This is a genomic window from Pseudoalteromonas sp. 1_2015MBL_MicDiv, assembly GCF_002407505.1.
GTDB classification, from domain to species: domain Bacteria; phylum Pseudomonadota; class Gammaproteobacteria; order Enterobacterales; family Alteromonadaceae; genus Pseudoalteromonas; species Pseudoalteromonas fuliginea.
The window spans coordinates 418,580-440,546 of record NZ_CP012737.1 but is presented as its reverse complement, the minus strand read 5'-3'; the positions used below and the strand labels follow the sequence as shown (position 1 = coordinate 440,546).

The following is a 21,967-nucleotide window of genomic DNA, read 5'->3' as shown; positions in this document are numbered from 1 at the left end:
CATGATCAGTACTGGTATTGTAACCGTGGCATATATTGCTGCGATGGTTCTTTTTATTTTGGCTTTAAACGGCCTATCCAATCAAGAAACTGCCCGTAAAGGTAATTGGTATGGTATTTCAGGCATGGTTATTGCGCTTTTTGCGACTGTTTTGGGCGTTGTTACCAATAACTATATTGAATTGATGATTGCACTATTAGTGGGTGGCAGTATTGGCCTACTTGTAGCCAAACGCGTGCAAATGACAGAGATTCCAGAGCTGATTGCTATTTTGCACAGCCTTGTTGGGCTCTCGGCTATAATGGTTGGCTATGCTAATTTTGCTGACGCTTCCAGCCACTTTTCGGGTATTGATTTAACTATTCATGATATTGAAACCTATGTAGGAGTTTTAATTGGCGCTATTACATTTTCAGGTTCAATTACCGCTTTTGGTAAATTATCTGGTCGAATGGGCAGTAAGCCTTTAACACTACCAGGACGACACATATTTAATCTTGTTTTATTAGTTGCTGTAGCGTGGCTTGGGCAGCAATTCGTTGTGCAGTCTGCTGTTGGTAATGGCATGTTGCCGCTGGTTATTATGATAGCGCTTGCTTTAGTTTTTGGTGTTCATATGGTTATGGCAATTGGCGGTGCCGATATGCCCGTTGTTATATCTATGCTTAATAGTTACTCAGGCTGGGCCGCTGCCGCGACAGGCTTTATGCTAAATAACGACTTACTTATTGTCATTGGCGCATTAGTAGGTTCAAGCGGAGCTATTTTAAGCTACATAATGTGCAAAGCTATGAATCGAAATTTTTTATCTGTCATTGCCGGCGGCTTTGGTGGTGGTAATGTAAAAGCCCCATCTGGTGAGGTTCAAGATCAAGGTGAAGTGCTTACCATAAGTGCAACCGAAACAGCTGCACTACTTATGAGTGCAAAAGAAGTAATGATTATTCCGGGGTACGGGATGGCCGTTGCAAAAGCACAGCAAATAGTATGCGAACTCACAAATAAATTACGTGAAAAAAATATTAATGTGCGCTTTGCAATACACCCTGTTGCAGGACGCATGCCTGGACAAATGAATGTGTTACTCGCTGAGGCTAAAGTTCCTTACGGTATTGTGTTTGAAATGGATGAAGTAAATGATGATTTTCCACAAGTCGATGTTTCACTTGTGATTGGTGCAAACGATATTGTTAACCCATCTGCACTTGATGAACCAAATAGCCCTATTGCGGGAATGCCTGTACTTGAGTGTTGGCAGGGCAAAACATCCATTGTTTTAAAACGTAGTATGGCAACTGGTTATGCTGGGGTACAAAATCCACTATTTTTTAAAGAAAACACTCAAATGCTCTTTGGAGATGCCAAAGATACGTTAGTTGAAGTTGTTGCTGCACTATAAAAGTAACGTTGCAAAGCCGTGGGGGACTCCATGGCTTTGTTATTTTTGCATTACTTATATTTTTGAGATCAGCTTAATTGCCGTGATTACAAATAGTTAAACTACCTACTAAATTTTTGAATCAAAATTGATTTATTATCCAGCTTTTAGATTAGGGCGTGTTGAGTATTATAGTACTTGTTTTTTTTTATAAAACCATTTTTTAAGTCAAATGTGGTGGTATTAGGCTTTTATCACTTATCTGGAGCGCTTTAGCGGCTATATTTTATCTACCTAGACTACGCAGTCTTTAAACACTGAATAATAATGCGATATAACTCTGCGGCTTTTGTTGGCTTAGCCACATGCGCATTCATACCTATTGATAGATAATACATAATATCCTTTTCCATAACATTAGCTGTTAAAGCGATGATTGGAATATTGGCAATCGTTTTATCGCTGTCATTTCGTATCATTTTACTCGCTTCAATACCATCCATAATTGGCATATGGATATCCATTAATATTAAGTCGAATTGTTGAGATTTATGGGCTTGAATACATTCAAACCCATTATCGACTAAATGAATTACCACACCTTTTTTCTCCAACATTGCGCTAATAACTAATTTGTTAATCTCGTTATCTTCGGCTACTAACACCTTTAAACCAATTAAAGATGGATGATTAGCTGAATTTTTTGAATCTAAAATACTGGTTTGAATTGAATTGAAAGAATCTGCAATAACAATTTTCTTATTAACTTTTACTTTCACTGATGCAGTAAATTCACTGCCTAAATGTTGCGTACTTACGACAGAAATATCGCCTTCCATTAACTTACACAAACGTCTACTTATTGTTAAACCTAATCCTGTGCCGCCAAAGTTTCGGGTCGTAGAGCTATCTTCTTGCGTAAATGCATCAAATAAGTGAGATACGTTTTGAGGTGCGATACCAATGCCTGAATCTTTAACAATAAAGTGTATTAATATTGATTCATCATCGTTCAGTATTTGCTCTGCATGAATGCAAACAGACACCTTCCCGTGTGAAGTAAACTTTATTGCATTAGAGCATAAATTTAATAGCACTTGATTAATGCGAACAACATCTCCGACTAAATCAGGTGGAACATTTGACGCTACATTAACTATAAATTTAATGCCCTTGTCCTGAGCTTGGTTTTCAAACGTTGTTTTTATGTAATCTACAACAGCGTTAACCGAAAAAGGAAATTCTTCGAGGTTAGTATTTCCTGATTCAATTTTAGAAAAGTCTAAGATATCGTTTATCACGATTAACAATTGATCCGAAGAGTATTTAATTTTATCTAGGTACTGCCTTTGTTTTAGTGGCAATTCACTTTCAAGTAAAATATTGGTGAGGCCTATAACTCCATTCATTGGGGTTCTTATCTCATGACTCATATTAGCCAAAAACTCTGATTTAACCAAAGCTAAATGCTCCGCTTCATCTTTTGCTGTTAATAACTCTTTGGTTCGTTGCTCAACACGAAATTCTAGTTTTAATTTTTCGCTATCTAACTCTTTTAACAGCTGTACGCGTTTGCTATTCAAAATTAAAAAAAACATTAAAAAACTACTTAGCGTTAATATAATAATAATTGCGCTATAAATAAGCATTTTGTTTTCTTCAAAATAGGTAGGTTCGTAATAGGAAAGCATCGACCCTTGGGGTAAACGTTGAGGATCTATTTTAAACTTTTTTAATTGTCTCCAATCATAATAGTGCGCACTGAGTTTTTCATCATCAATCGGTTTTAAGCTTTTATTTTCCTTAAAAAAAATGATTGATTCTGCGATGCGATTACCAATGGTTTCGCCCGATAATAAGTACCCGCCAACAATACCAGAACCTAATAACGCATGCCAATAACTAAAAATAGGAGCTTGGTTATCACTTGTTAGTAATTTTACAAACTGAAAAGGACTTAACTGCTTCCCCTTATACTTTCGAAAAATAGGAGTAAACAATACAATGGCATCAGATGGGGCATTATTTATTTTATTTATTAAGGTCTCGGTTGGCACATCAAACCATTTTTCTATCCTCAAATGAGGAAAATCATTACCAATAACCGGAAGAAGATTTTGATAAAAATTACGCCCCATGTCATTCGTCGTATCTAAAATAACAATGAGCTCTTTTGGGTTTATTAAATTAACTGCATCTTGAGTTGCCTGCTTGTAGTCTAATTTAGCATTTATTGTAACCGTATTGATACTCTCAGGTACTGTAAAATTAGCGCCTGGCTCTAGATATATTTTTGGTACATCTGGGAAAAAACCATAAAATTCAGTCAATAACGCTGCAGCTGATACCGATTGAGTAACAATGATATCAATTTTTCTGTTCTGATACTTTTGCTGTAAATACAGTTTCATCACTTTTTTTTGCTGTACTTCATCAAAGCGACCAACATCCATATTTTCAACAAAGAGATCAAAGTCAAAAGCTTGTCTAGTTAATTCTGCACGTAATCCAACCTCAACACTTTTCTGCCATGGCATATCTTGATTTATAGAATTAATTAATAGAACTTGCGTAGTCTCGGATGATACTTGAGCATGCAAATTAGCACTAAAAAGCTGAAAAAATAGAAATACTGTTACGATATGAGTTTTCATATTTCCCATAGCTTCATTTAAAAAAGTCTGTAGAGGATAGATTGCAATCATTTATATATCAACTAATACAAATTACATAAAATAAAATGAGCAACTGATACGATTGGCAAATACTTCTACAACAGAGAAGAAACAAAGTAGATAAGTTATTTAGCTCGCAAGAATGAGTCATATTTTAATAATATTGATATAAACATTAGCTTCAGTTACGTGGCTAATTGTTTAGATAATAGTGACATAGTGTTTTATAGATACACCATGTCATTTTTACATCTTTTAAAAAAAAAAAACCCAGTTTTTACACTGGGTTTGGTTTAACACTTTAATTAAAAGCGATTTATATTTACACTTTTAGATTATACGTAAGCTAGAACGGAATATCGTCATCAAAATCAATGGTTGGTTCCATTGGGTTTGATGCGCCACCTTGCGGAGCACTTTGTGGTTTAGGAGCGAAACCACCTTGTTGCTGCGGTGCACTATTTTGTTGTGGTGCAAAGCCGCCTTGCGGTTGTTGGTATTGATTATTTTGTTGTGGTGCTGGCGCTGACTGAGGTTGCGCTGCAGGTGCTGCTTGCTGTTGTGGAGCATAACCACCTTGTTGCTGGTTATTTTGGCCTTGATTATTTTGGCCGTAACCACCACTTTGTTGAGCACTTTGCGCTTGATTACCTTGGTAACCACCACCTTGTTGTCCACCTTGCGGCTGATTACCTTGGTAACCACCACTTTGTTGATCGCCACCACGTGCGCCTAACATTTGCATTTGACCAGTAAAGCCATCTACAACTATTTCTGTAGTGTATTTTTCTTGGCCTTGTTGATCGGTCCACTTACGTGTTTGAAGTTTACCTTCAACATAAATTTGTGAACCTTTACGACAATATTCACCAACAATTTCAGCTAACTTGCCAAAGAATACAACACGGTGCCACTCAGTTTTATCAACCATTTGGCCAGTGTTTTTATCTTTATAGCTATCTGAAGTTGCTAAGGTAATATTTGCTACACCGTTGCCGTTAGGCATATAACGAACTTCAGGATCTTGCCCTAAATTACCAACCAAAATTACTTTGTTCACACCGCGTGCCATGGAACCATCTCCTATAAATGTTAGATTAAACCAGCTACTTTACGCGCTTGGTCTAGGTCAAATTCTTTATCATTAATCTTTAAATAGCTGCGACTTTCATCGCAAACCACAGTTGCTTCTATTACGCCTGGTAAAGCAACTAACTGAGAAGCAAGTGTTTGAGCATGCTCTTCAGAATCTAATTTGGTCATTAAACTAATAACTTTACTTTTGGGTGGGACTTGCATTTTCCACGCAATAATAAGCCATATTAACCCAACAAGTGCCGCTGCCGCAAACACAGCTTGCGTCGTTGTAGTTTGTGCTACATAGCCACCTAACATACCGCCCAAAAAGGCGCCTAAAAACTGACTAGATGAGTAGCCACCCATTGCTGAACCTTTTTGGCTTGCAGGTGCTATTCGCGATACAAGCGCAGGCATAGTGGCTTCTAAAAAGTTAAACGCCACAAAATAAAGCAGCATACACACAGCAATGCCTACTACACTATTAACCCATACCGACATTGCTAACATACTAATAGTTAACAAGGCTACTGAGCCAATGAACGCTTGTTTTTCTTTCTCTTTTTTAATGGCCACAATCATTATTGGTACCATTAATAAAAAGGCTAAAAACAACACTGGGATATATAAATACCAATGCTGGTCGGCAACCAAACCATCTTTAATTAATTGACTCGGCAGTACCACAAAAATTGTGGTTAGCGTTAAATGCAATAACAATACACCTGCATTTAATCGTGCTAACTGAGGGTGTTTAATTAATTTTTTAATGTCGCTAAAGCTTGCTAATGTATCGCCTTTGGGTGCTTTATTTACCGCCTTTGGCACTAGCATGGTCACTATAAATATACCAAAGACAGCTAAAATAGCAGTCAACCAAAATACACCCGCAATACCCCACGAAGCTGCAACAATTGGTCCAAGTAACATAGCAAAGGCAAAGCTCATTCCTATGCTCATACCAATAACGGCCATTACCTTTGGTCGTTGCTCATCGCGGCTTAAATCTGAAGCAAACGCGAGTAGCGCACTGGCTATTGCGCCCATACCTTGTAGAGCGCGGCCTACGGTAACCATTTGTATAGAGTCAGCTAATGCAGCAACTACAGAGCCAATGGCAAATACAACTAAGCCACCAACAATAACCTTTTTACGGCCAATCTTATCGGATAATCGACCCATAGGTATTTGTAATACAGCTTGCGTTAAACCATACGCACCAATGGCAAAACCAATCCAAATAGGCGAAAAACCTTCAAGCGATTGTCCATAAATAGCCAATACAGGCATCAGCATAAACAAGCCGAGCATTCTAAATGCAAACACACTCGCCAGTGATACAGCGGCGCGTTTTTCTCGTGAATTAAGTGAAGATGCGGTCATTATCTGCGTGATCTTACTCTATGAAAAATTGAGGTTGGGATTCTACCATAAGCTTGGCAATAATTAATCGCCTATAAGTAAGGATTTTTCATTGATCAAGGATTAATATTGCTTCGTATTATGCGATACTGAGTAAATAATTTTGGTAATAAACGAGATAGCATGGAAAACATTGAAGTCCGAGGCGCCCGCACGCACAATTTAAAAGACATCAGCCTAACCATCCCACGTGATAAATTAATAGTTATTACTGGCCTATCTGGTTCGGGGAAGTCATCACTTGCATTTGATACACTTTATGCAGAAGGGCAGCGCCGGTATGTTGAATCACTCTCTGCGTATGCAAGACAATTTTTATCGCTTATGGAAAAGCCTGATGTAGATCACATTGAAGGCCTCTCTCCTGCCATTTCTATTGAGCAAAAGTCAACGTCTCATAACCCGCGTTCAACCGTAGGTACTATTACCGAAATTTACGATTACCTACGACTTATGTTTGCCCGCGTTGGCGAACCACGATGTCCTACACATGATTTACCACTTGCTGCGCAAACAGTGAGCCAAATGGTAGATACTGTTTTGGCTCTACCTGAGGGCAGTAAATTAATGCTGCTTGCGCCAATAGTAAAAGAGCGTAAAGGCGAGCATGTTAAGTTATTAGAACAGCTATCTAGCCAAGGTTATATTCGCGCCCGTATAGATGGTGAAGTATGTGACTTGTCTGATCCACCAACACTTGAGCTTCATAAAAAACATACAATAGAAGTTGTTGTAGACAGATTTAAAGTAAAAGATGGCTTACAACAACGCTTAGCAGAATCGTTCGAAACTGCACTAGAAATGTCTAATGGCGTTGCACATGTAGCATATATGGATGATAGCAGCGCTGAAGAGATTCTATTTTCAGCAAATTTTGCCTGCCCTACTTGTGGCTATGCAATGACTGAACTTGAGCCGCGTTTGTTTTCGTTTAATAACCCAGCTGGTGCGTGTCAAACCTGTGATGGTTTAGGTATACGTCAATATTTTGATCCTAATCGCGTAGTGCATAACCCAGAGTTAAGCCTTGCTGGCGGTGCAATTAAAGGATGGGATAAACGCAGCTTTTATTACTATCAAATGCTGCAAGCGGTTGCGGATCATTACAATTTTGATTTAGATGTGCCTTATCAAGATTTAGACAGCGACTCGAAAAAAATTATATTAGACGGCTCTGGTAGCACTAAAATTGCGTTTAATTACCGTAACGACCGTGGCGATTTAATTACGCGTAACCATGAGTTTGAAGGCGTTTTAAATAACATGAATCGCCGCTACCGCGAGACAGAGTCAAGCTCTGTACGCGAAGAACTTGCTAAATACCAAACAAGCCAAGCCTGTCCTAGCTGTCATGGCTCGCGTTTACGCGAAGAATCTCGAAATGTATTTATTGGACAAACCAACTTACCTGCAATCACATGCATGAGTATTGGTGAAGCCATGGAATTTTTTGAAGGTTTAGAGTTAACCGGACAAAAAGGCCAAATAGCTGAAAAAATATTAAAAGAAATTCGCGACCGCTTATCGTTTTTAATTAACGTTGGCCTCAATTATTTATCACTTGAACGTAGCGCCGATACATTATCAGGTGGTGAGGCTCAACGTATCCGCTTAGCCAGTCAAATTGGTGCTGGCCTTGTAGGTGTAATGTATGTACTAGATGAGCCATCTATTGGGCTGCATCAACGCGATAACGACCGCTTACTACAAACACTAATCCATTTACGCGACTTAGGTAACACCGTTATTGTGGTAGAGCACGATGAAGATGCTATTCGTGCGGCAGATCATATTATTGATATTGGTCCAGGTGCGGGTGTTCATGGTGGGCATATTATTGCACAAGGTACACGCGATGATATTTTAGCAAGCAAAGAGTCTGTTACGGGCCAATTTTTATCAGGCGTACGTAAAATAGAAATACCAAAAGAACGTCACCCAACGAACGACAAATGGCTAGAGCTATTTGGCGCAACGGGTAATAACCTTAAAAATGTGGATTTAAAAATCCCATTTGGTTTAATGACCTGTGTGACAGGTGTATCGGGCTCAGGTAAATCAACGCTAATAAACGATACTTTATTTAAACTTGCTCATACAGAGCTAAATGGCGCAACCACTGCCGAAGCGGCACCGTATAAATCAATTAGCGGTTTAGATCATTTTGATAAAGTGATTGATATTGATCAAAGTCCGATTGGTCGTACTCCGCGTTCAAATCCGGCAACCTACACAGGTATATTTACCGGCATTCGTGAGTTATTTGCAGGCACACAAGAAGCGCGTTCACGTGGCTACAAAGTAGGTCGCTTTAGCTTTAACGTTAAAGGCGGACGCTGTGAAGCGTGCCAAGGTGATGGCTTAATTAAAGTTGAAATGCACTTTTTACCTGATGTGTATGTACCGTGTGATGTGTGTAAGAGCAAACGCTATAACCGCGAAACGCTCGAAGTACAATACAAAGGTAAAAACATACACCAAGTACTTGAGATGACTGTTGAAGACGCTCATGATTACTTTGATAAAATACCGGCTATTGCGCGTAAGCTTAAAACGCTAATGGACGTTGGTTTATCGTATGTTCGCTTAGGACAAGCAGCTACTACGCTCTCTGGTGGTGAAGCTCAGCGTGTAAAACTTGCCCGTGAGCTTTCTAAACGGGATACAGGTAAAACACTGTACATACTTGATGAGCCCACAACCGGCCTACATTTTGCCGACATTGAACAACTGCTTGTTGTATTACATCGCCTGCGCGATCACGGTAACACCATTGTGGTTATTGAGCACAACCTCGATGTAATTAAAACAGCAGATTGGGTTATCGATTTAGGACCTGAAGGCGGAGCTGGCGGCGGTGAAATACTCATTGCAGGCACGCCTGAAGAAGTAGCCGAATGTGAGCGTTCACATACTGGGCATTACTTAAAACCTCTATTAAATAAATAGAGGTTCAGTTGTTACGAATTAATCGGCTTTGAGGTTATTTAACTGTCGAGATTGCACTTAATTAAAAATGGCGAGAAGACTCACTTCCCGCTATTTTTTTGCTCTAACTTTTCTTTTATCAACATAACAATCGAAAATGTTATTAAAGAAAAACAACATACTGCAATAAATAAATTAGCGACAAAAATGAGTAATACACTCGCCTTAAAACCAAGATAAGCAAATACGCTGCACAATAAGCCAATAACTAATTCAGTGAGTAGCATTTCCCACTCCATTGCATAGCTAGTCTTAATCGTTTTTGCAGCATAGTGCTTAACTTTAAAGCTCATGTAAATTCCTTTCAATACTGTAATGTTGCATAAAATGAATGTACTACAACATAAAATACCGCTAAGTAGCGGTATTTTATGGGGGTTCAATATTTATAATTTAACCGCGAGGTATAAAACCAAGTGCATCGTAAACTGATTTAAGTGTTTTCTCAGCACGTACACTTGCTTTTTCAGCACCTGATTTCATTATGCTATCAAGTAGGTTTTGATCATCTCTGATCTCTTTAAAGCGTGCTTGAATTGGCTCAATCATGTTGACAACTGCATCTGCTGTATCTTTTTTCAAGTGGCCATACATTTTATCTTCATACTCAGGCACTAGGTCTTCAATTGAACGTTTAGTTGCAACACTCAATAAAGTAAGCAAGTTTGATACGCCAGGCTTTTCTGTGCGATCAAAATAAATACGTGCTTGTTCATCTGAATCAGTTACTGCTTTTTTAAGCTTTTTCACAATTTGCTTAGGCTCATCTAATAACATGATGTAACCATTTGGGTTTTCGTCAGACTTAGACATTTTTTTAAGTGGATCTTGCAAGCTCATTACGCGTGCACCAAACTCAGGGATGTACGGCTCTGGTAATTTAAATACGTCGCCATATAAATTATTAAAGCGTGTGGCTATATCGCGAGTCAGCTCTAAGTGTTGCTTTTGATCATCCCCTACTGGTACTTGATCAGCTTGGTATAATAAAATATCTGCAGCTTGCAATACCGGATATGAAAATAAGCCCACGTTTACGTTATTTGCGTGCTTAGATGACTTGTCTTTAAACTGAGTCATTCGATTAAGCTCACCCATTTGCGCGTAACAATTTAATACCCACGCTAATTGTGCGTGCTCAGGTACTTGCGATTGTACAAATAACGCAGATTTTTCAGGATCAATGCCACATGCCGCGTAAAGAGCAATACCATCTAACACTCGAGAGCGCAGTAATTCAGGCTCTTGGCGAACCGTAATAGCGTGTAAGTCTACTAACATAAAGAAACTTTCGTGGTCTTCCTGTAACTTTAGCCACTGGTTAATAGCGCCAACATAGTTGCCTATTGTCATACCACCGGTTGGCTGAATGCCGCTTAAAACTACTGGTTTACTCATGATTTTCCTTTATTTTGCTTAATGAATAATATTTAACGCTGCGTTAGAACAGGTATTATATCTAAGAAGTTATCGCATAGGTACTGCGGATTATAATCCTCAAGACTTTCACCTTGGTTATAGCCATAACTAAGTGCAATTACGTCTATATTAGCGGCTTTAGCTGCAAGTATATCGCTTTTAGAATCACCTATCATTATTGCTTTATTAGGCTCCGCATTTAGTTTTTTGCAGGCAAATAGCAATGGTTCTGGCGATGGTTTTTTTGCCATGTCGTCACCGCATACAACCACATCAAAATGACTCGTTAGGGCCAATTTTTCGAGTAGTTTCTCTGTAAAAATTCGAGACTTATTAGTGATTAGCGCTTTTGGCATACCACGAAGTGCTGCAAGCCCAGTTTCCACGTGTTGGTACAGCACACTATACTCACCAACTTGTTGCTCATAGTGCTTATAAAACCGTGATATTGCTTTATCACTAAGTGACTCGTCTAAATGTTCACTCACTTGCATATCGCCACTCAAAGCACGCTTAACGAGTACTTCTATGCCATTACCTACCCAGCTTTCAACTAAGCGTTGGCTAACGATAGGAAAAGCGAGGTCACTCAAGGTTAGGTTAATAGCAATATACAAGTCGTAAACGCTATCAACCAAAGTACCATCTAAATCAAATAAGGCGACGTCGTACTTCATTATTTTACACTTCCAAGCTGCTCACGCATTTGATCAATCACCACTTTGTAATCAGGTTGGTTGAAAATAGCGGAGCCTGCCACAAACATATCTGCACCCGCTCGAGCCGCTGCTGCAATATTATCGACTTTAATACCGCCATCTACCTCTAAGCGAATATCACGACCCGATGCAACTATACGTTGCTTAGCTTGTCGTAGCTTTTCAAGCGTATGAGAGATAAAACTTTGTCCGCCAAACCCAGGGTTTACCGACATTAGTAAAATGGTATCTAGCTTATCAATAACATGGTCCAAATAACTTAGACTCGTTGCAGGGTTAAACACTAAGCCTGCTTTACAGCCATGATCTTTAATTAACTGTATTGTACGATCAACGTGTTCACTGGCTTCTGGATGAAAAGTAATAATTGATGCGCCAGCCTCTGCAAACAGTGGAATAAGGCTATCTACAGGTTTAACCATTAAATGTACGTCGATAGGTGCTGTTATACCGTAATCTCTGAGTGCTTTACACACCATTGGGCCAATTGTGAGATTAGGTACATAGTGATTATCCATCACATCAAAATGAACCACGTCAGCACCCGCATCGAGTACTTTATCAACATCTTCGCCTAGTTTTGCAAAATCAGCAGACAAAATAGAAGGGGCAATTAAATATTTTTGCTCTGGGTTAAACATGACTAACTCCATCAATAAATAGTATATTTCGTTAATGTAACTTAATTAATGAAGTTACCCAAGAACGGATAAAAGATAATGATGGATCCCTAAAATTAAAAAGAATAGTTAAGTTATTATTTTTTATAATTATTCACTATTATCTTAAATATTTAAGTTTGTTATTTAACCAACCTTTGGTATGATTAAAAAAGTAACAAATAATTAGGCCTACATATGCGAGCTTTTAAAACAGGGATATTAATTGCATCGGCATTATTGTTTATTGGGGCGTTTAGTTTCTCTCCAAATTCTGAGCCGGAAATTAGCTCAGTAAATAATTGCCATTATCAAAATCTATCTGTGGTTTCTAAAAATACTGCAGAAGTGTGTATTAAGATAGAAGAGGATTCGTCTTGGGTTTCGTGGATTACTGGTGATAGTAGAAGTGCGCAATTTCATTATTTAGATTTATTAGAACTACTTACCAGCTCAGATGATTCGAAAAAAGCGCCATCTTTAAAACCTCTATTTTAATATAATGCTGCAACTTTTTAGCGCGTTACAAAGTGTGCTAGCAGCATTTTTTGGCGTTCAATCAGAAAGTAAACGCAATTCAGACTTCAAAAAACACTCTCCATATTCAATAATTATAATTGCGATTGTGCTTTTTATAGTTTTTGTATTTTCGATTTACGCGATTGTTGCTTTAGTGGTAAATACATAGCCATTAACTCATCTACTTTATTACGAGAACCGCCTTTAGGGCTAATAGTCCGCTTTACTTGAATTTGATCCAATGATGCCTGGCTATAAATCTTTCGTGTCCATACTGTATCGTGGTTAGATATAAGTACTGGTGTATTATTTTCAAATGCTGCCCGCTCTGCCAAATTAGCTAAGTTAGCCTGATCATCTAAATTAAAGCCACCCTTTGCATAAGAGGTGAATGATGCAGTTTTACTTAAGGGTACATATGGCGGGTCGCAATAGATAACTGCATTCTCAGGTACCAATTTAAATACATCATCGTAATCTAAACAGGTGAAAGTTGCTTGCTGAGCTTTCGCGGCAAAAAAATACATTTCTTTTTCAGGAAAATAAGGCTTTTTATATTTACCGAAAGGCACATTAAAAATACCTTTTAAGTTGTATCTACACAACCCGTTATAACCATAGCGGTTCATGTACAAAAATAACATTGATCGCTCATATACATCGCGGCTTTGATTAAACTGTACACGATACTCATAGTAAGCGTCAGGATGGTTATTCAAATCAACAAATAGCTTTTTTGCATCACTAATAAACTCATCTGGTGAATTTCTTAGTTCTTTGTATAAGTTTATTAAATCTGCATTTATATCATTAAGAATATAATGTTTAAAATTACTATTTAAAAACACCGATCCAGCACCAACAAAAGGTTCAACCAAAGTGTCTGCTTGCTTGCTTGCTTGGTTTAGTCGCGCGTTAATATCATCAACGAGGCTGTATTTTCCGCCAGCCCATTTAAGGAAGGCTCTACTCTTTTGCTGCATTGGCTCTTTACTTCAATCTGGTGTTACGCGATTTTACACTAAAGCGATTTAATTTACTGATCAACTAGTGCTATTTCTTGTTTTATTTTGCTAATTTTTTTATAAAAAGGTTTATTTTTTAAAATGTCAGAAGGCAATGTTTTCATTGCCAATTTTGCATCCTCTAAACTCGCAAAATTACCAAACGTAACTACCCACCAAATTTTGTTGTTTCTTTTAGTTTGATAAGTATAGGCCTCACCTTCCAGTTCATATTTAGTCATAAACTCAATACTAATTTGCTGCTGTGTTACGGCTAATAACTGAATTACAATGTGGTGAGTAGGCTGTTGTAAGTACCAATTCTTTTCAACATCTGATTGTTCATTCTTCACTTGCGGTTTAGGTGGCTCTTCAGCTATTTTTATATTTGTAGCTAACCGTTCCGTTTCTACGCTCGCTTTTTTTAAGCTTTGCATAATTGCGGGCACATCATTCTGGTGCTCTTTAAGCTTCGTCTCGTTTATTACATCTGGAAGTATTTGGGGGATAGGCGCTTCATTAGGAGACATGAGTCGATTACTTACTTCACTCACTGGAATGGCTAACGTTAGCAACTCAGGTTGCTCCTGCTGATGATATTGCTGCCACCATTGCGTCATATTTGATTTATACAATAAACCTATAATTAAGAACATTATTATCAACAGTAAAGTTAATAAGTGTAATCGCCACGATACTTTATCTTTGACTGTAAAATCTGCCACATGTTCAGTGGGTTGCCATGCCAACAATAAGCTAGGATTCCCTCGAGCTTCAGACAAAAAAGTCTGGAAAACAGGATCCTCGTCATAAGGAAGAGCAGTGAAGTACCAACTCATAAGCTGCTTACTTTCTCGTAGACTTAAAGGCTCTAAATAAATTTCAACAACATCATTAAAAAACAGTTTTGATTGTGAAGCGACCATAATATACAAGGTACTTGGACTCATTTTAGCCAATGACTCAAGCTCAATGAGTATTTCTTCTGAGAGATGTCTACCACCGTCAAGCACCCACAAACAAGGCCCACATGTTTGCTGTTGAAGCAATTGATAATAGTTTTCAGATAAGCTTAAGTTATGATCCACCAAAGGAGCATTAAAGCTTTGTTCTAATAACTGACTCATAAGCTGAGTATCAGTCATTTTTCCTGTTACTTGTACAAAAGCTTTATTGAAGTCATTATATTTATCGGTAATGAAGGTTTCGAGCATATAACTTTTACCTAGCCCTGATGTGCCAAGTAAAACGATAAGGTTTTGCCCGTATTCAAATTGCAACGCGATTCTATCCACCAAAGCCGCACGGCTTGGTAAAATTTGTGACTGCATTTATTGCTCGATTAAGGCTCGAACTTGGTCGTCAGATACATCATCAACTAATGCGCATTGACCAAATTGGGTTGGTAAAATAAACCGAATTGTACCTTTTTTATTCTTTTTGTCTTTACGCATATGCGTTAAAAACTGCTCGCTTGTCATTTCTGTAGGTATTTTAGTTGGTAAGTTATATTGCGTAATAACATCAATAATACGTGCCACTTCATCAGCACTCAAGTCTTTGCGTGTATGAGCAAGTTGTGCGGCAAGCACCATTCCTGTTGCAACAGCTTCACCATGTAGCCAAATACCGTAACCCATCTGCGCTTCAATCGCATGGGCAAATGTATGACCCAGATTCAAAAGTGCCCTAAGGCCTTGCTCTTTTTCATCTTGAGCAACAATTAAAGCTTTAATTTCACAACATCTAAAAATAATATGCTGTAAACACGCTTCATTTAATTGCTGTAAGTCTTTTACGTTTTTTTCTAAATAACTAAATAATTCAGTATCATAAATCAATCCATATTTTATAACCTCAGCCATACCGGCAGCAAACTCTCTTGCTGGTAGCGTATGCAAAGATTTGGTATCAATAAAAACCGCTTGTGGCTGATAAAATGCCCCAATCATATTTTTACCTAAAGGATGATTTACAGCTGTTTTACCACCAACTGATGAGTCTACTTGCGATAACAATGTGGTTGGTATTTGAATAAATGGCACACCGCGTTGGTAACATGCAGCTACAAACCCAGTTAAGTCACCTATAACACCACCACCTAATGCAATTAAGCACGTATCACGACCGCAGTTATTTTGGAGTAAAAAAGCAGATATTTTTTCAAACCATTCTAGTGATTTGTATTGCTCACCGTCAGGTATGACAAAAGAGAGTGGTTTTAGCTCAGCTAACGAATCAAGTAGCCCTTGTAGATATAAAGGTGCAACTGTGTCATTAGTAATGATGATAGGCCGACAATCACCAATGTAGTGAATTAGGCGGCCATTATCTTGAAGTGCAGATTGACCAATATATATAGGATAACTTCGCTCGTCCAAATTAACAGTTAATTCAAGCATGCTCAGTCTTCCTTTATTATTGGTTTTTAAAAATCTAATTTCTCGATGATTTGGTTAGCAACAACTTTAGCGCTTTGCTCATCAGTGCGTACAACAAAATCAGCCACTTCTTTATATAACGGTTCGCGTTCTTCTGCTAAGCGCTCTAGTACATCACGAGGTGCTTCTTCAGTTTGCAGCAATGGGCGACGCTTGTCGCGTTGTGTGCGTGCAACTTGCTTTTCTATAGGTGTCTCTAGGTATACTACTATACCGCGAGCAGAAAGCTTGTTTCGAACTTCTTTACTCATTACTGAACCACCACCAGTTGCAAGTACAATACCTTGCATCTCAGTTAAGTCGCCAATAACAGATTCTTCACGAAGTCTAAAGCCTTCTTCACCTTCAAGATCAAACACCCAGGCAATATCTGCACCGGTACGGCGTTCGATTTCTTGATCAGAATCAACAAATTCAAGGTGTAATTGATCGGCAATGTGACGACCAATTGTGCTTTTTCCAGCCCCCATGGGGCCAATTAGAAATATATTACGTTTCTCAGCCATATCTTTTAGTACAAACGAACTCTAAAATTTGAAATAAAACCCCGCCTAACGACCTGGCCCCAAAATTAAGGAGGGGATTATCTCAGTAATTGCTGGGGTATTTCAAGTCAATTAGAATAAAAAGCCATATAACGAGCAATTAATCTGAATAATCGCCCATTGGTTAACAAAAATACGCCTAATTTTAGTCTATTTGTATTTTTGGTGTTACAAAAATAAGTAATTCTCTCTTTTCGTTAAACTCACTTGTACTCTTAAACAGCCTTCCTAAGTACGGAATATCACCAAGTAGAGGTACTTTTTTAGTCGAATTTATGATTTGCTGCTGAAAAATACCGCCGAGCACGATTGTTTGCCCATTTTCCACTAGCACTTGTGTCTGAATTTGCTGAGTATCAATTGCAACCGCTGGCCCAGTTCCTGTTTGAACTGTATCTCCTCGCGTATCTTGAGTAATAATTAAATCCAAAATAACTTTATTATCAGGAGTTATATGAGGGGTTACTTGTAAACTCAGTACTGCTTTTTTAAAGCTAACCGTTGTCGCACCACTAGAAGCTGACTCAACATAAGGTATTTCAGTACCTTGCTCTATTCGTGCTTGTTGTTGGTTTGCAGTAGTAATACGAGGGCTCGCAATAATCTCACCTTTGTTTTCTTCCTCAAGAGCTGTTAACTCTAAATCAATCAAAGTACCGTTAGCTAACTTGGCGATATGCATGCCGATACTTGCTGATGGGTTTGTCACGGGTAAATTCACGTTTAAACGATCAGAGATATCAGGAATGATACCATTTGATATTGTATTAGCGCCTTCAAGTGTACCTGATATGCCATCACTGCCCTGCTGGTCGCTAAACCCCCAGCGCACACCTAAATCTTCGGTTACATTATCACGTACGGTTACCATACGTGATTCGATTACAACCTGTCTAACCGCTATATCAAGTGTTTCGACCATGCGTCGCACGCTCTCAATACTTTTGGCCGTATCTTTGAGTAATAATGTATTAGTACGCTTATCAACAGATACGCTACCACGTTGAGTGATAATACTATTTGTATCTGTTTTTAATAAATCAGCAAACTCTTCTGCTTTTGCGTAGTTTAAACGAATGTATTCACTGTAAAGCGGCTCTAAGTTTTCTACGTTCTGCTTTGCTTGTAAATCTTTAGCTTCACGTGCTGCAAGCTCTTCTGATGGGGCAACCATCAAAATAGAACCATCCATACGCTTGTCTAAGCCTTTAATTTTAAGTACAACATCAAGCGCCTGATCCCAAGGCACGCCATCTAAGCGTAATGTAATATTGCCTGTCACCGAGTCACTAGTGACTAAATTAAAGTCATTATAGCCCGCTATGATTTGTAACACTGCACGAACAGAAATATCTTGAAAATTTAATGTCATTAGGCGGCCTTGGTAATCTTTACCGCCATCTAAATATGCATTTTGCGTTTCGTCTTTTTCCACCGTTAAAGTAAGAATATTATCTATTTGTTGGTAGGTAAAAGTAAAAGCGGCATTTGGTTCAATAACAACGCGGCTTAATCCATCTTCTTTAAAAGTTTCAATGCTGCTTACTACGGTGCCAAAATCGAGCACATCTAACTCATACAGTAAGTCATCTAAAATATCTGTATGATGAAAATCAGCAATAATTTTACCACCACTTTCATGCACTTCTATTGCGGCTTGCGTATCTTGTAAGAACACCAGTATTTTTGCCTCGCCCTTCTCCCCCCGACGAAAGTCAATAGACTGAATCCGATTGATATAATTTCCAGACACTGCATCAGAGCTAGTTGCTTCATCATCAACGTCTTGCTCTGTTAATGGGTTATCAGAAACACGTAAAGACACTAAATTATTATTAACTTCCGTCTCATAGATTTTCAAACGAGTAAGATTTATTGTTACTTTTAATCCCTTATCAGTAAGTACATTAGTAACATTATTAATGCCAGCTTGGTTTACCTGTACATTTTCAAGACCTTGCTCTAATTGTGCCGAATCAAACATCATTTCAATTCGTGCCGGGCTATTAAATACTTGTATTTTTGGTTCTTGCGTTAACTTTTCATCAAATACCAGCTGCAACTCGGTTTCACCCTTGAGTAATGGGTTATAACGAATATCATAGAGCAACGGCGCTGCAATAGCTGAATTGGCTATAACCAGAGCTAAAGTTGCAAATAGAGCTCGTTGAATACGGTTGTGCCAAAGTACACCCTTATGCATTTTGTTCTTACCTTTTTTGTTATTAACCTGCGCCATTGGTTGCCGCCTCTAACATTTCTAATTTAGTCAGGCGCTCTTTCCAACAACCAGACCCATCTGGGATTAATTCTATTAACTCAATATAATCATTATTTACTGATTGTACTTTGCCATCATAGCTACCTAAATAATTACCGACTGTAATACGATGTAAAGTATCGTCTGTAGCTGTAATGAGCGCCCAAGCTTGTCCACTTGATCCGATTGTTCCTTTCATAGATAAATTATCCAGTGGGTATTTTTCTAAGGTTTCACGTTGGCGTTCAGGATCCGGATGTAAACAATTTTTAACTTGAGTTAATTTGTTTTGGATTATTTCAGGCTGCGGGGCCACAAAAGGACTCCTTAGCTGCCCAGCGTTATATTCAAAATGCTCGAACTTTGTTAATTCAGGAATTGCTTCAACTCTAGCAGTCGTACTCGCTTTAACTTGATCTATAAACTCTTTTTGTTCTGAGGTATCGTCGTTACAACCACTTAGCAGGAGAGCAACTATAGGAATAAAGGAAAAATGCTTCACTTTACCTCCCCTTCTTCATAGCGATAAGTTTTTGCCACCACACTAAATGTTAACTGCTTTTCGCCTGAGGATGAAATAGAAAAGTCGTGTAAGCTCACAATACGCGGCAATTGAGCCACTTTTCCCACAAATTCACCAAACTCATGATAAGTACCTACAACCTCTATTTTAATAGGTAGCTCAGTATAAAATTCTTTTTCAACTTCTGGCAGCCAGCCAATCTTTAAAAAAGTTAAACCACTTGTAGTTCCCACATAAGATAAATCATCTAACAAACCAGGGGTTTCATTTGAGGTAGGTAAACGCTTTAATAATTGAGAAAATTTCTCCTCCATTTTAAGCATTTGTTCACGATAAATATCAAGCCTGCTGGCTACAGCATATTTGGTACGATAAGTTGTCCGTAATTCAACTTCTTTTGTAACCGCATTATGGTAACTATCAATTTCATCAGATACCAATAAGCTATAACTAAAAAACAGCACTAAAGCAGCAACAAATGTAGCGCAAATAACCTTAACAGCAATTGGCCATTCGCCAATATTATCAAGTTCAATCTCATTCCAATCAATATCACTAAACGCTTTTAAATCAAGGTTCATTTGGAACCTCACCAATTTTATCAAATGGTTTAACGTAAAACTCCATATTGAAATCACTAAGTAAACGAGAAGATTGATTGCCAGCAACAATGCCTTGCATTGTTGGGCGCTCTAATAAATATGAGTTTTGTACTTCTCTAAGCATGTTGGAGAGGCGGTTATTTGATTCACTGCGCCCTAATACATGAATTCTATTGCCTCGACGTTCTAACTTAGTTAAATAAACACCAGCGGGGACTATTTTAGCAACTTCATCCATTATTTGAGTGCCTAAATTACGACTGCTCTGTAATTCTTCAATTAGGTGCATACGTTGTTGTAAGTTTTCTTTCCTATAATCTAAATCTCTAATATCACTAATTTTCTTATCTAATAGACTAATTTCTGAACTGAGGTAGTTATTTTTTAAATTCTGTCCATCCTTCAAAGCAGTATAGAACGAGTTCAATACATACATACTTGCAAAACAAACAATAACAACAGCAATTAAAATAGTAACAAATTTCTTTTTTGACTCTTCGCGTTGCAATTCACGCCAAGGTAATAAATTTATATGTGGCATGATGAAAAATTCCTTAATGCCAGTCCTGTCGCAATAGCAAACTGTGTTCTATGGCGTTGCATTACATTACGGTCTACCTTGGGAGAAATCTCCATATTCGTAAACGGTTCTACGACAATGGAGTGGATACCAAGTTCTTCTATTAATAAACGATCTAGCCCATTTATCATGGCCGTTCCACCGGTTAGAACAATATAATCAATTTGGTCTTTACCGCTGGTAGTCAAAAACATCTGTACCGCTCGACGTACTTGTTGAAGTAATGATGTTTGAAAAGGAGCAAGTACTTCAAAAGTGTAATTTGGCGGAAGATCACCCGATGTTTTTCCAATTTCAGCTTCATCGAACCCTTTATTATAGTAAGCAACAATACTATTGGTATATTGATCGCCGCCAAAAACTTGATCGCGGGTATATATTGTTTCACCGGCTTGTACAACACTCACCAACATCAACACAGCACCAATATCAACTACAGCAACACACTTATTAAAGGCATCGCTTGGTAACTGCTTGTAATAAACATCCATCGAGCGGCTCAATGCATAGCTTTCTACATCAACAACTTTCGCTTCTAAATTGGCAACTTCTAAAGCACCAACTCGCGCTTCGACACTTTCTGTGCGGGCTGCAGAAAGTAACACATTCATTTTACTTGGATCGGCTTCATTTGTTGATAATTTTTCAAAATCTAAGCTAACTTCATCAAGGGGGTATGGAATAAGGCTATCAGCCTCAATTTCAATTTGTGATTCAAGTTCAGCGTCAGTTAATGACACATCCATAAAAATAACTTTAGTAATAACTGTTTGGCCAGAGACGGCTACAGCAGCAGATTTTAGTGATTTTGGTAACTTTCTTTTTAATTTTGATATTACATTACCAATTGCTTCAATATCTTGAATAATACGTTCGCTCATTGCGCCCTTAGGCATTGGTTCAATCGCTAATGCTTCAAGACGAAATCCAGTTTCAATTTCACTTAAAAGTACCGCCTTGATAGAGTGCGATCCAATATCAATTCCTACCATCATTTTTGACGGCTTTTGAAATAGTTGACTTAGCATGTTTGAAACTTGGCCTTTGTTTTAATAATAAACAAGTTATAATTTTTATCTTAAAAAATATTATTCATTTTTTAATCAATATATACTAGCAGTCTCCATACATAATTGGGAGTCCATTTAGGGAAATA

The 21,967-nt window shown here is 38.1% G+C and carries 20 protein-coding genes; 4 read left to right on the top strand and 16 right to left on the bottom strand.

What is annotated here, in order from left to right; translation table 11 throughout:
* Window positions 1–4: 4 nt before the first annotated feature.
* Entirely contained in the window at window positions 5–1,399 is a 1,395-nt protein-coding gene (locus tag AOR04_RS01990; protein ID WP_096794063.1) for an NAD(P)(+) transhydrogenase (Re/Si-specific) subunit beta, read from the top strand.
* Window positions 1,400–1,677: 278 nt separating this feature from the next.
* Here the strand turns inward: AOR04_RS01990 and AOR04_RS01985 are convergent, their stop codons facing one another.
* From AOR04_RS01985 to AOR04_RS01975, 3 genes are all read right to left on the bottom strand, one after another.
* Window positions 1,678–4,083: an ATP-binding protein gene (locus AOR04_RS01985; protein WP_232525496.1), complete on the bottom strand. Its 2,406-nt coding sequence runs from the start codon at window positions 4,081–4,083 to the stop codon at window positions 1,678–1,680.
* A 316-nt stretch (window positions 4,084–4,399) separates the two neighbouring features.
* Window positions 4,400–5,125 (bottom strand): single-stranded DNA-binding protein, encoded by a 726-nt coding sequence (gene ssb, locus AOR04_RS01980; RefSeq protein ID WP_007378609.1) that lies wholly within the window; start codon window positions 5,123–5,125, stop codon window positions 4,400–4,402.
* A gap of 20 nt (window positions 5,126–5,145) precedes the next feature.
* Window positions 5,146–6,513 carry an MFS transporter gene (locus AOR04_RS01975; protein WP_096792377.1) on the bottom strand — a complete coding sequence of 456 codons (1,368 nt, stop codon included), beginning with the start codon at window positions 6,511–6,513 and terminating at the stop codon, window positions 5,146–5,148.
* A 162-nt stretch (window positions 6,514–6,675) separates the two neighbouring features.
* Between AOR04_RS01975 and uvrA the strand changes: the two genes are divergently transcribed.
* Window positions 6,676–9,501 carry an excinuclease ABC subunit UvrA gene (uvrA, locus tag AOR04_RS01970; RefSeq protein ID WP_096792376.1) on the top strand — a complete coding sequence of 942 codons (2,826 nt, stop codon included), beginning with the start codon at window positions 6,676–6,678 and terminating at the stop codon, window positions 9,499–9,501.
* A gap of 80 nt (window positions 9,502–9,581) precedes the next feature.
* Here the strand turns inward: uvrA and AOR04_RS01965 are convergent, their stop codons facing one another.
* From AOR04_RS01965 to rpe, 4 genes are all read right to left on the bottom strand, one after another.
* Window positions 9,582–9,833: a hypothetical protein gene (locus tag AOR04_RS01965; RefSeq protein ID WP_096792375.1), complete on the bottom strand. Its 252-nt coding sequence runs from the start codon at window positions 9,831–9,833 to the stop codon at window positions 9,582–9,584.
* A gap of 100 nt (window positions 9,834–9,933) precedes the next feature.
* Window positions 9,934–10,938 (bottom strand): tryptophan--tRNA ligase, encoded by a 1,005-nt coding sequence (trpS, locus tag AOR04_RS01960; RefSeq protein ID WP_096792374.1) that lies wholly within the window; start codon window positions 10,936–10,938, stop codon window positions 9,934–9,936.
* Window positions 10,939–10,970: 32 nt separating this feature from the next.
* The gene (locus tag AOR04_RS01955) at window positions 10,971–11,636 is read right to left on the bottom strand and encodes a phosphoglycolate phosphatase (RefSeq protein WP_096792373.1); all 666 of its coding nucleotides are present in this window, start codon (window positions 11,634–11,636) and stop codon (window positions 10,971–10,973) included.
* Window positions 11,636–12,319 carry a ribulose-phosphate 3-epimerase gene (rpe, locus tag AOR04_RS01950; RefSeq protein ID WP_096792372.1) on the bottom strand — a complete coding sequence of 228 codons (684 nt, stop codon included), beginning with the start codon at window positions 12,317–12,319 and terminating at the stop codon, window positions 11,636–11,638. Before rpe ends, AOR04_RS01955 begins: the two co-directional genes overlap by 1 nt.
* Before the next feature lie 216 nt (window positions 12,320–12,535).
* Here rpe and AOR04_RS01945 point away from each other — a divergent pair, with 216 nt between their 5' ends.
* Together AOR04_RS01945 and AOR04_RS01940 are read left to right on the top strand one after the other, a co-directional pair.
* Entirely contained in the window at window positions 12,536–12,835 is a 300-nt protein-coding gene (locus AOR04_RS01945) for a hypothetical protein (protein ID WP_096792371.1), read from the top strand.
* 4 nt (window positions 12,836–12,839) lie between these two features.
* On the top strand, window positions 12,840–13,025 hold the full coding sequence (locus AOR04_RS01940) for a DUF2970 domain-containing protein (protein ID WP_096792370.1): 186 nt from the start codon (window positions 12,840–12,842) through the stop codon (window positions 13,023–13,025).
* Here the strand turns inward: AOR04_RS01940 and AOR04_RS01935 are convergent.
* The 9 genes from AOR04_RS01935 to AOR04_RS01895 all read right to left on the bottom strand — a co-directional run bounded on the left by AOR04_RS01935 (window position 12,970) and on the right by AOR04_RS01895 (window position 21,839).
* Window positions 12,970–13,839, bottom strand: a complete 870-nt coding sequence (locus tag AOR04_RS01935; protein ID WP_008135905.1) for a Dam family site-specific DNA-(adenine-N6)-methyltransferase — start codon at window positions 13,837–13,839, stop codon at window positions 12,970–12,972. The two genes, AOR04_RS01940 and AOR04_RS01935, sit on opposite strands and share 56 nt — an antisense overlap.
* A 53-nt stretch (window positions 13,840–13,892) precedes the next feature.
* Window positions 13,893–15,191, bottom strand: a complete 1,299-nt coding sequence (locus AOR04_RS01930; RefSeq protein WP_033038498.1) for an AAA family ATPase — start codon at window positions 15,189–15,191, stop codon at window positions 13,893–13,895.
* On the bottom strand, window positions 15,192–16,262 hold the full coding sequence (gene aroB, locus AOR04_RS01925; RefSeq protein WP_033028836.1) for a 3-dehydroquinate synthase: 1,071 nt from the start codon (window positions 16,260–16,262) through the stop codon (window positions 15,192–15,194).
* Between the two features lie 26 nt (window positions 16,263–16,288).
* Window positions 16,289–16,807 (bottom strand): shikimate kinase AroK, encoded by a 519-nt coding sequence (gene aroK / locus AOR04_RS01920; protein WP_006793103.1) that lies wholly within the window; start codon window positions 16,805–16,807, stop codon window positions 16,289–16,291.
* A gap of 184 nt (window positions 16,808–16,991) precedes the next feature.
* The gene (locus AOR04_RS01915) at window positions 16,992–19,085 is read right to left on the bottom strand and encodes a type IV pilus secretin PilQ (protein ID WP_033015621.1); all 2,094 of its coding nucleotides are present in this window, start codon (window positions 19,083–19,085) and stop codon (window positions 16,992–16,994) included.
* Window positions 19,072–19,608, bottom strand: a complete 537-nt coding sequence (locus tag AOR04_RS01910) for a pilus assembly protein PilP (protein ID WP_007378658.1) — start codon at window positions 19,606–19,608, stop codon at window positions 19,072–19,074. The genes AOR04_RS01915 and AOR04_RS01910 overlap by 14 nt, the downstream gene beginning before the upstream one ends.
* Entirely contained in the window at window positions 19,605–20,210 is a 606-nt protein-coding gene (locus AOR04_RS01905) for a type 4a pilus biogenesis protein PilO (RefSeq protein WP_007378657.1), read from the bottom strand. Before AOR04_RS01905 ends, AOR04_RS01910 begins: the two co-directional genes overlap by 4 nt.
* A complete protein-coding gene (locus AOR04_RS01900) occupies window positions 20,200–20,772 on the bottom strand; it encodes a PilN domain-containing protein (RefSeq protein ID WP_007378656.1) in 573 nt (190 codons plus the stop codon). The genes AOR04_RS01905 and AOR04_RS01900 overlap by 11 nt, the downstream gene beginning before the upstream one ends.
* Entirely contained in the window at window positions 20,760–21,839 is a 1,080-nt protein-coding gene (locus AOR04_RS01895; protein WP_007378655.1) for a pilus assembly protein PilM, read from the bottom strand. Before AOR04_RS01895 ends, AOR04_RS01900 begins: the two co-directional genes overlap by 13 nt.
* Window positions 21,840–21,967 lie beyond the last annotated feature (128 nt).

Excerpts from the sequence above, each read along its gene's own strand:
- AOR04_RS01985 (WP_232525496.1), bottom strand. The coding sequence starts at position 4,083 with ATGATTGCAATCTATCCTCTACAGACTTTTTTAAATGAAGCTATGGGA.
- ssb (WP_007378609.1), bottom strand. The coding sequence starts at position 5,125 with ATGGCACGCGGTGTGAACAAAGTAATTTTGGTTGGTAATTTAGGGCAA.
- AOR04_RS01975 (WP_096792377.1), bottom strand. The coding sequence starts at position 6,513 with ATGACCGCATCTTCACTTAATTCACGAGAAAAACGCGCCGCTGTATCA.
- uvrA (WP_096792376.1), top strand. The coding sequence starts at position 6,676 with ATGGAAAACATTGAAGTCCGAGGCGCCCGCACGCACAATTTAAAAGAC.
- AOR04_RS01965 (WP_096792375.1), bottom strand. The coding sequence starts at position 9,833 with ATGAGCTTTAAAGTTAAGCACTATGCTGCAAAAACGATTAAGACTAGC.
- trpS (WP_096792374.1), bottom strand. The coding sequence starts at position 10,938 with ATGAGTAAACCAGTAGTTTTAAGCGGCATTCAGCCAACCGGTGGTATG.
- AOR04_RS01955 (WP_096792373.1), bottom strand. The coding sequence starts at position 11,636 with ATGAAGTACGACGTCGCCTTATTTGATTTAGATGGTACTTTGGTTGAT.
- rpe (WP_096792372.1), bottom strand. The coding sequence starts at position 12,319 with ATGTTTAACCCAGAGCAAAAATATTTAATTGCCCCTTCTATTTTGTCT.
- AOR04_RS01945 (WP_096792371.1), top strand. The coding sequence starts at position 12,536 with ATGCGAGCTTTTAAAACAGGGATATTAATTGCATCGGCATTATTGTTT.
- AOR04_RS01940 (WP_096792370.1), top strand. The coding sequence starts at position 12,840 with ATGCTGCAACTTTTTAGCGCGTTACAAAGTGTGCTAGCAGCATTTTTT.
- AOR04_RS01935 (WP_008135905.1), bottom strand. The coding sequence starts at position 13,839 with ATGCAGCAAAAGAGTAGAGCCTTCCTTAAATGGGCTGGCGGAAAATAC.
- AOR04_RS01930 (WP_033038498.1), bottom strand. The coding sequence starts at position 15,191 with ATGCAGTCACAAATTTTACCAAGCCGTGCGGCTTTGGTGGATAGAATC.
- aroB (WP_033028836.1), bottom strand. The coding sequence starts at position 16,262 with ATGCTTGAATTAACTGTTAATTTGGACGAGCGAAGTTATCCTATATAT.
- aroK (WP_006793103.1), bottom strand. The coding sequence starts at position 16,807 with ATGGCTGAGAAACGTAATATATTTCTAATTGGCCCCATGGGGGCTGGA.
- AOR04_RS01915 (WP_033015621.1), bottom strand. The coding sequence starts at position 19,085 with ATGGCGCAGGTTAATAACAAAAAAGGTAAGAACAAAATGCATAAGGGT.
- AOR04_RS01905 (WP_007378657.1), bottom strand. The coding sequence starts at position 20,210 with ATGAACCTTGATTTAAAAGCGTTTAGTGATATTGATTGGAATGAGATT.
- AOR04_RS01900 (WP_007378656.1), bottom strand. The coding sequence starts at position 20,772 with ATGCCACATATAAATTTATTACCTTGGCGTGAATTGCAACGCGAAGAG.
- AOR04_RS01895 (WP_007378655.1), bottom strand. The coding sequence starts at position 21,839 with ATGCTAAGTCAACTATTTCAAAAGCCGTCAAAAATGATGGTAGGAATT.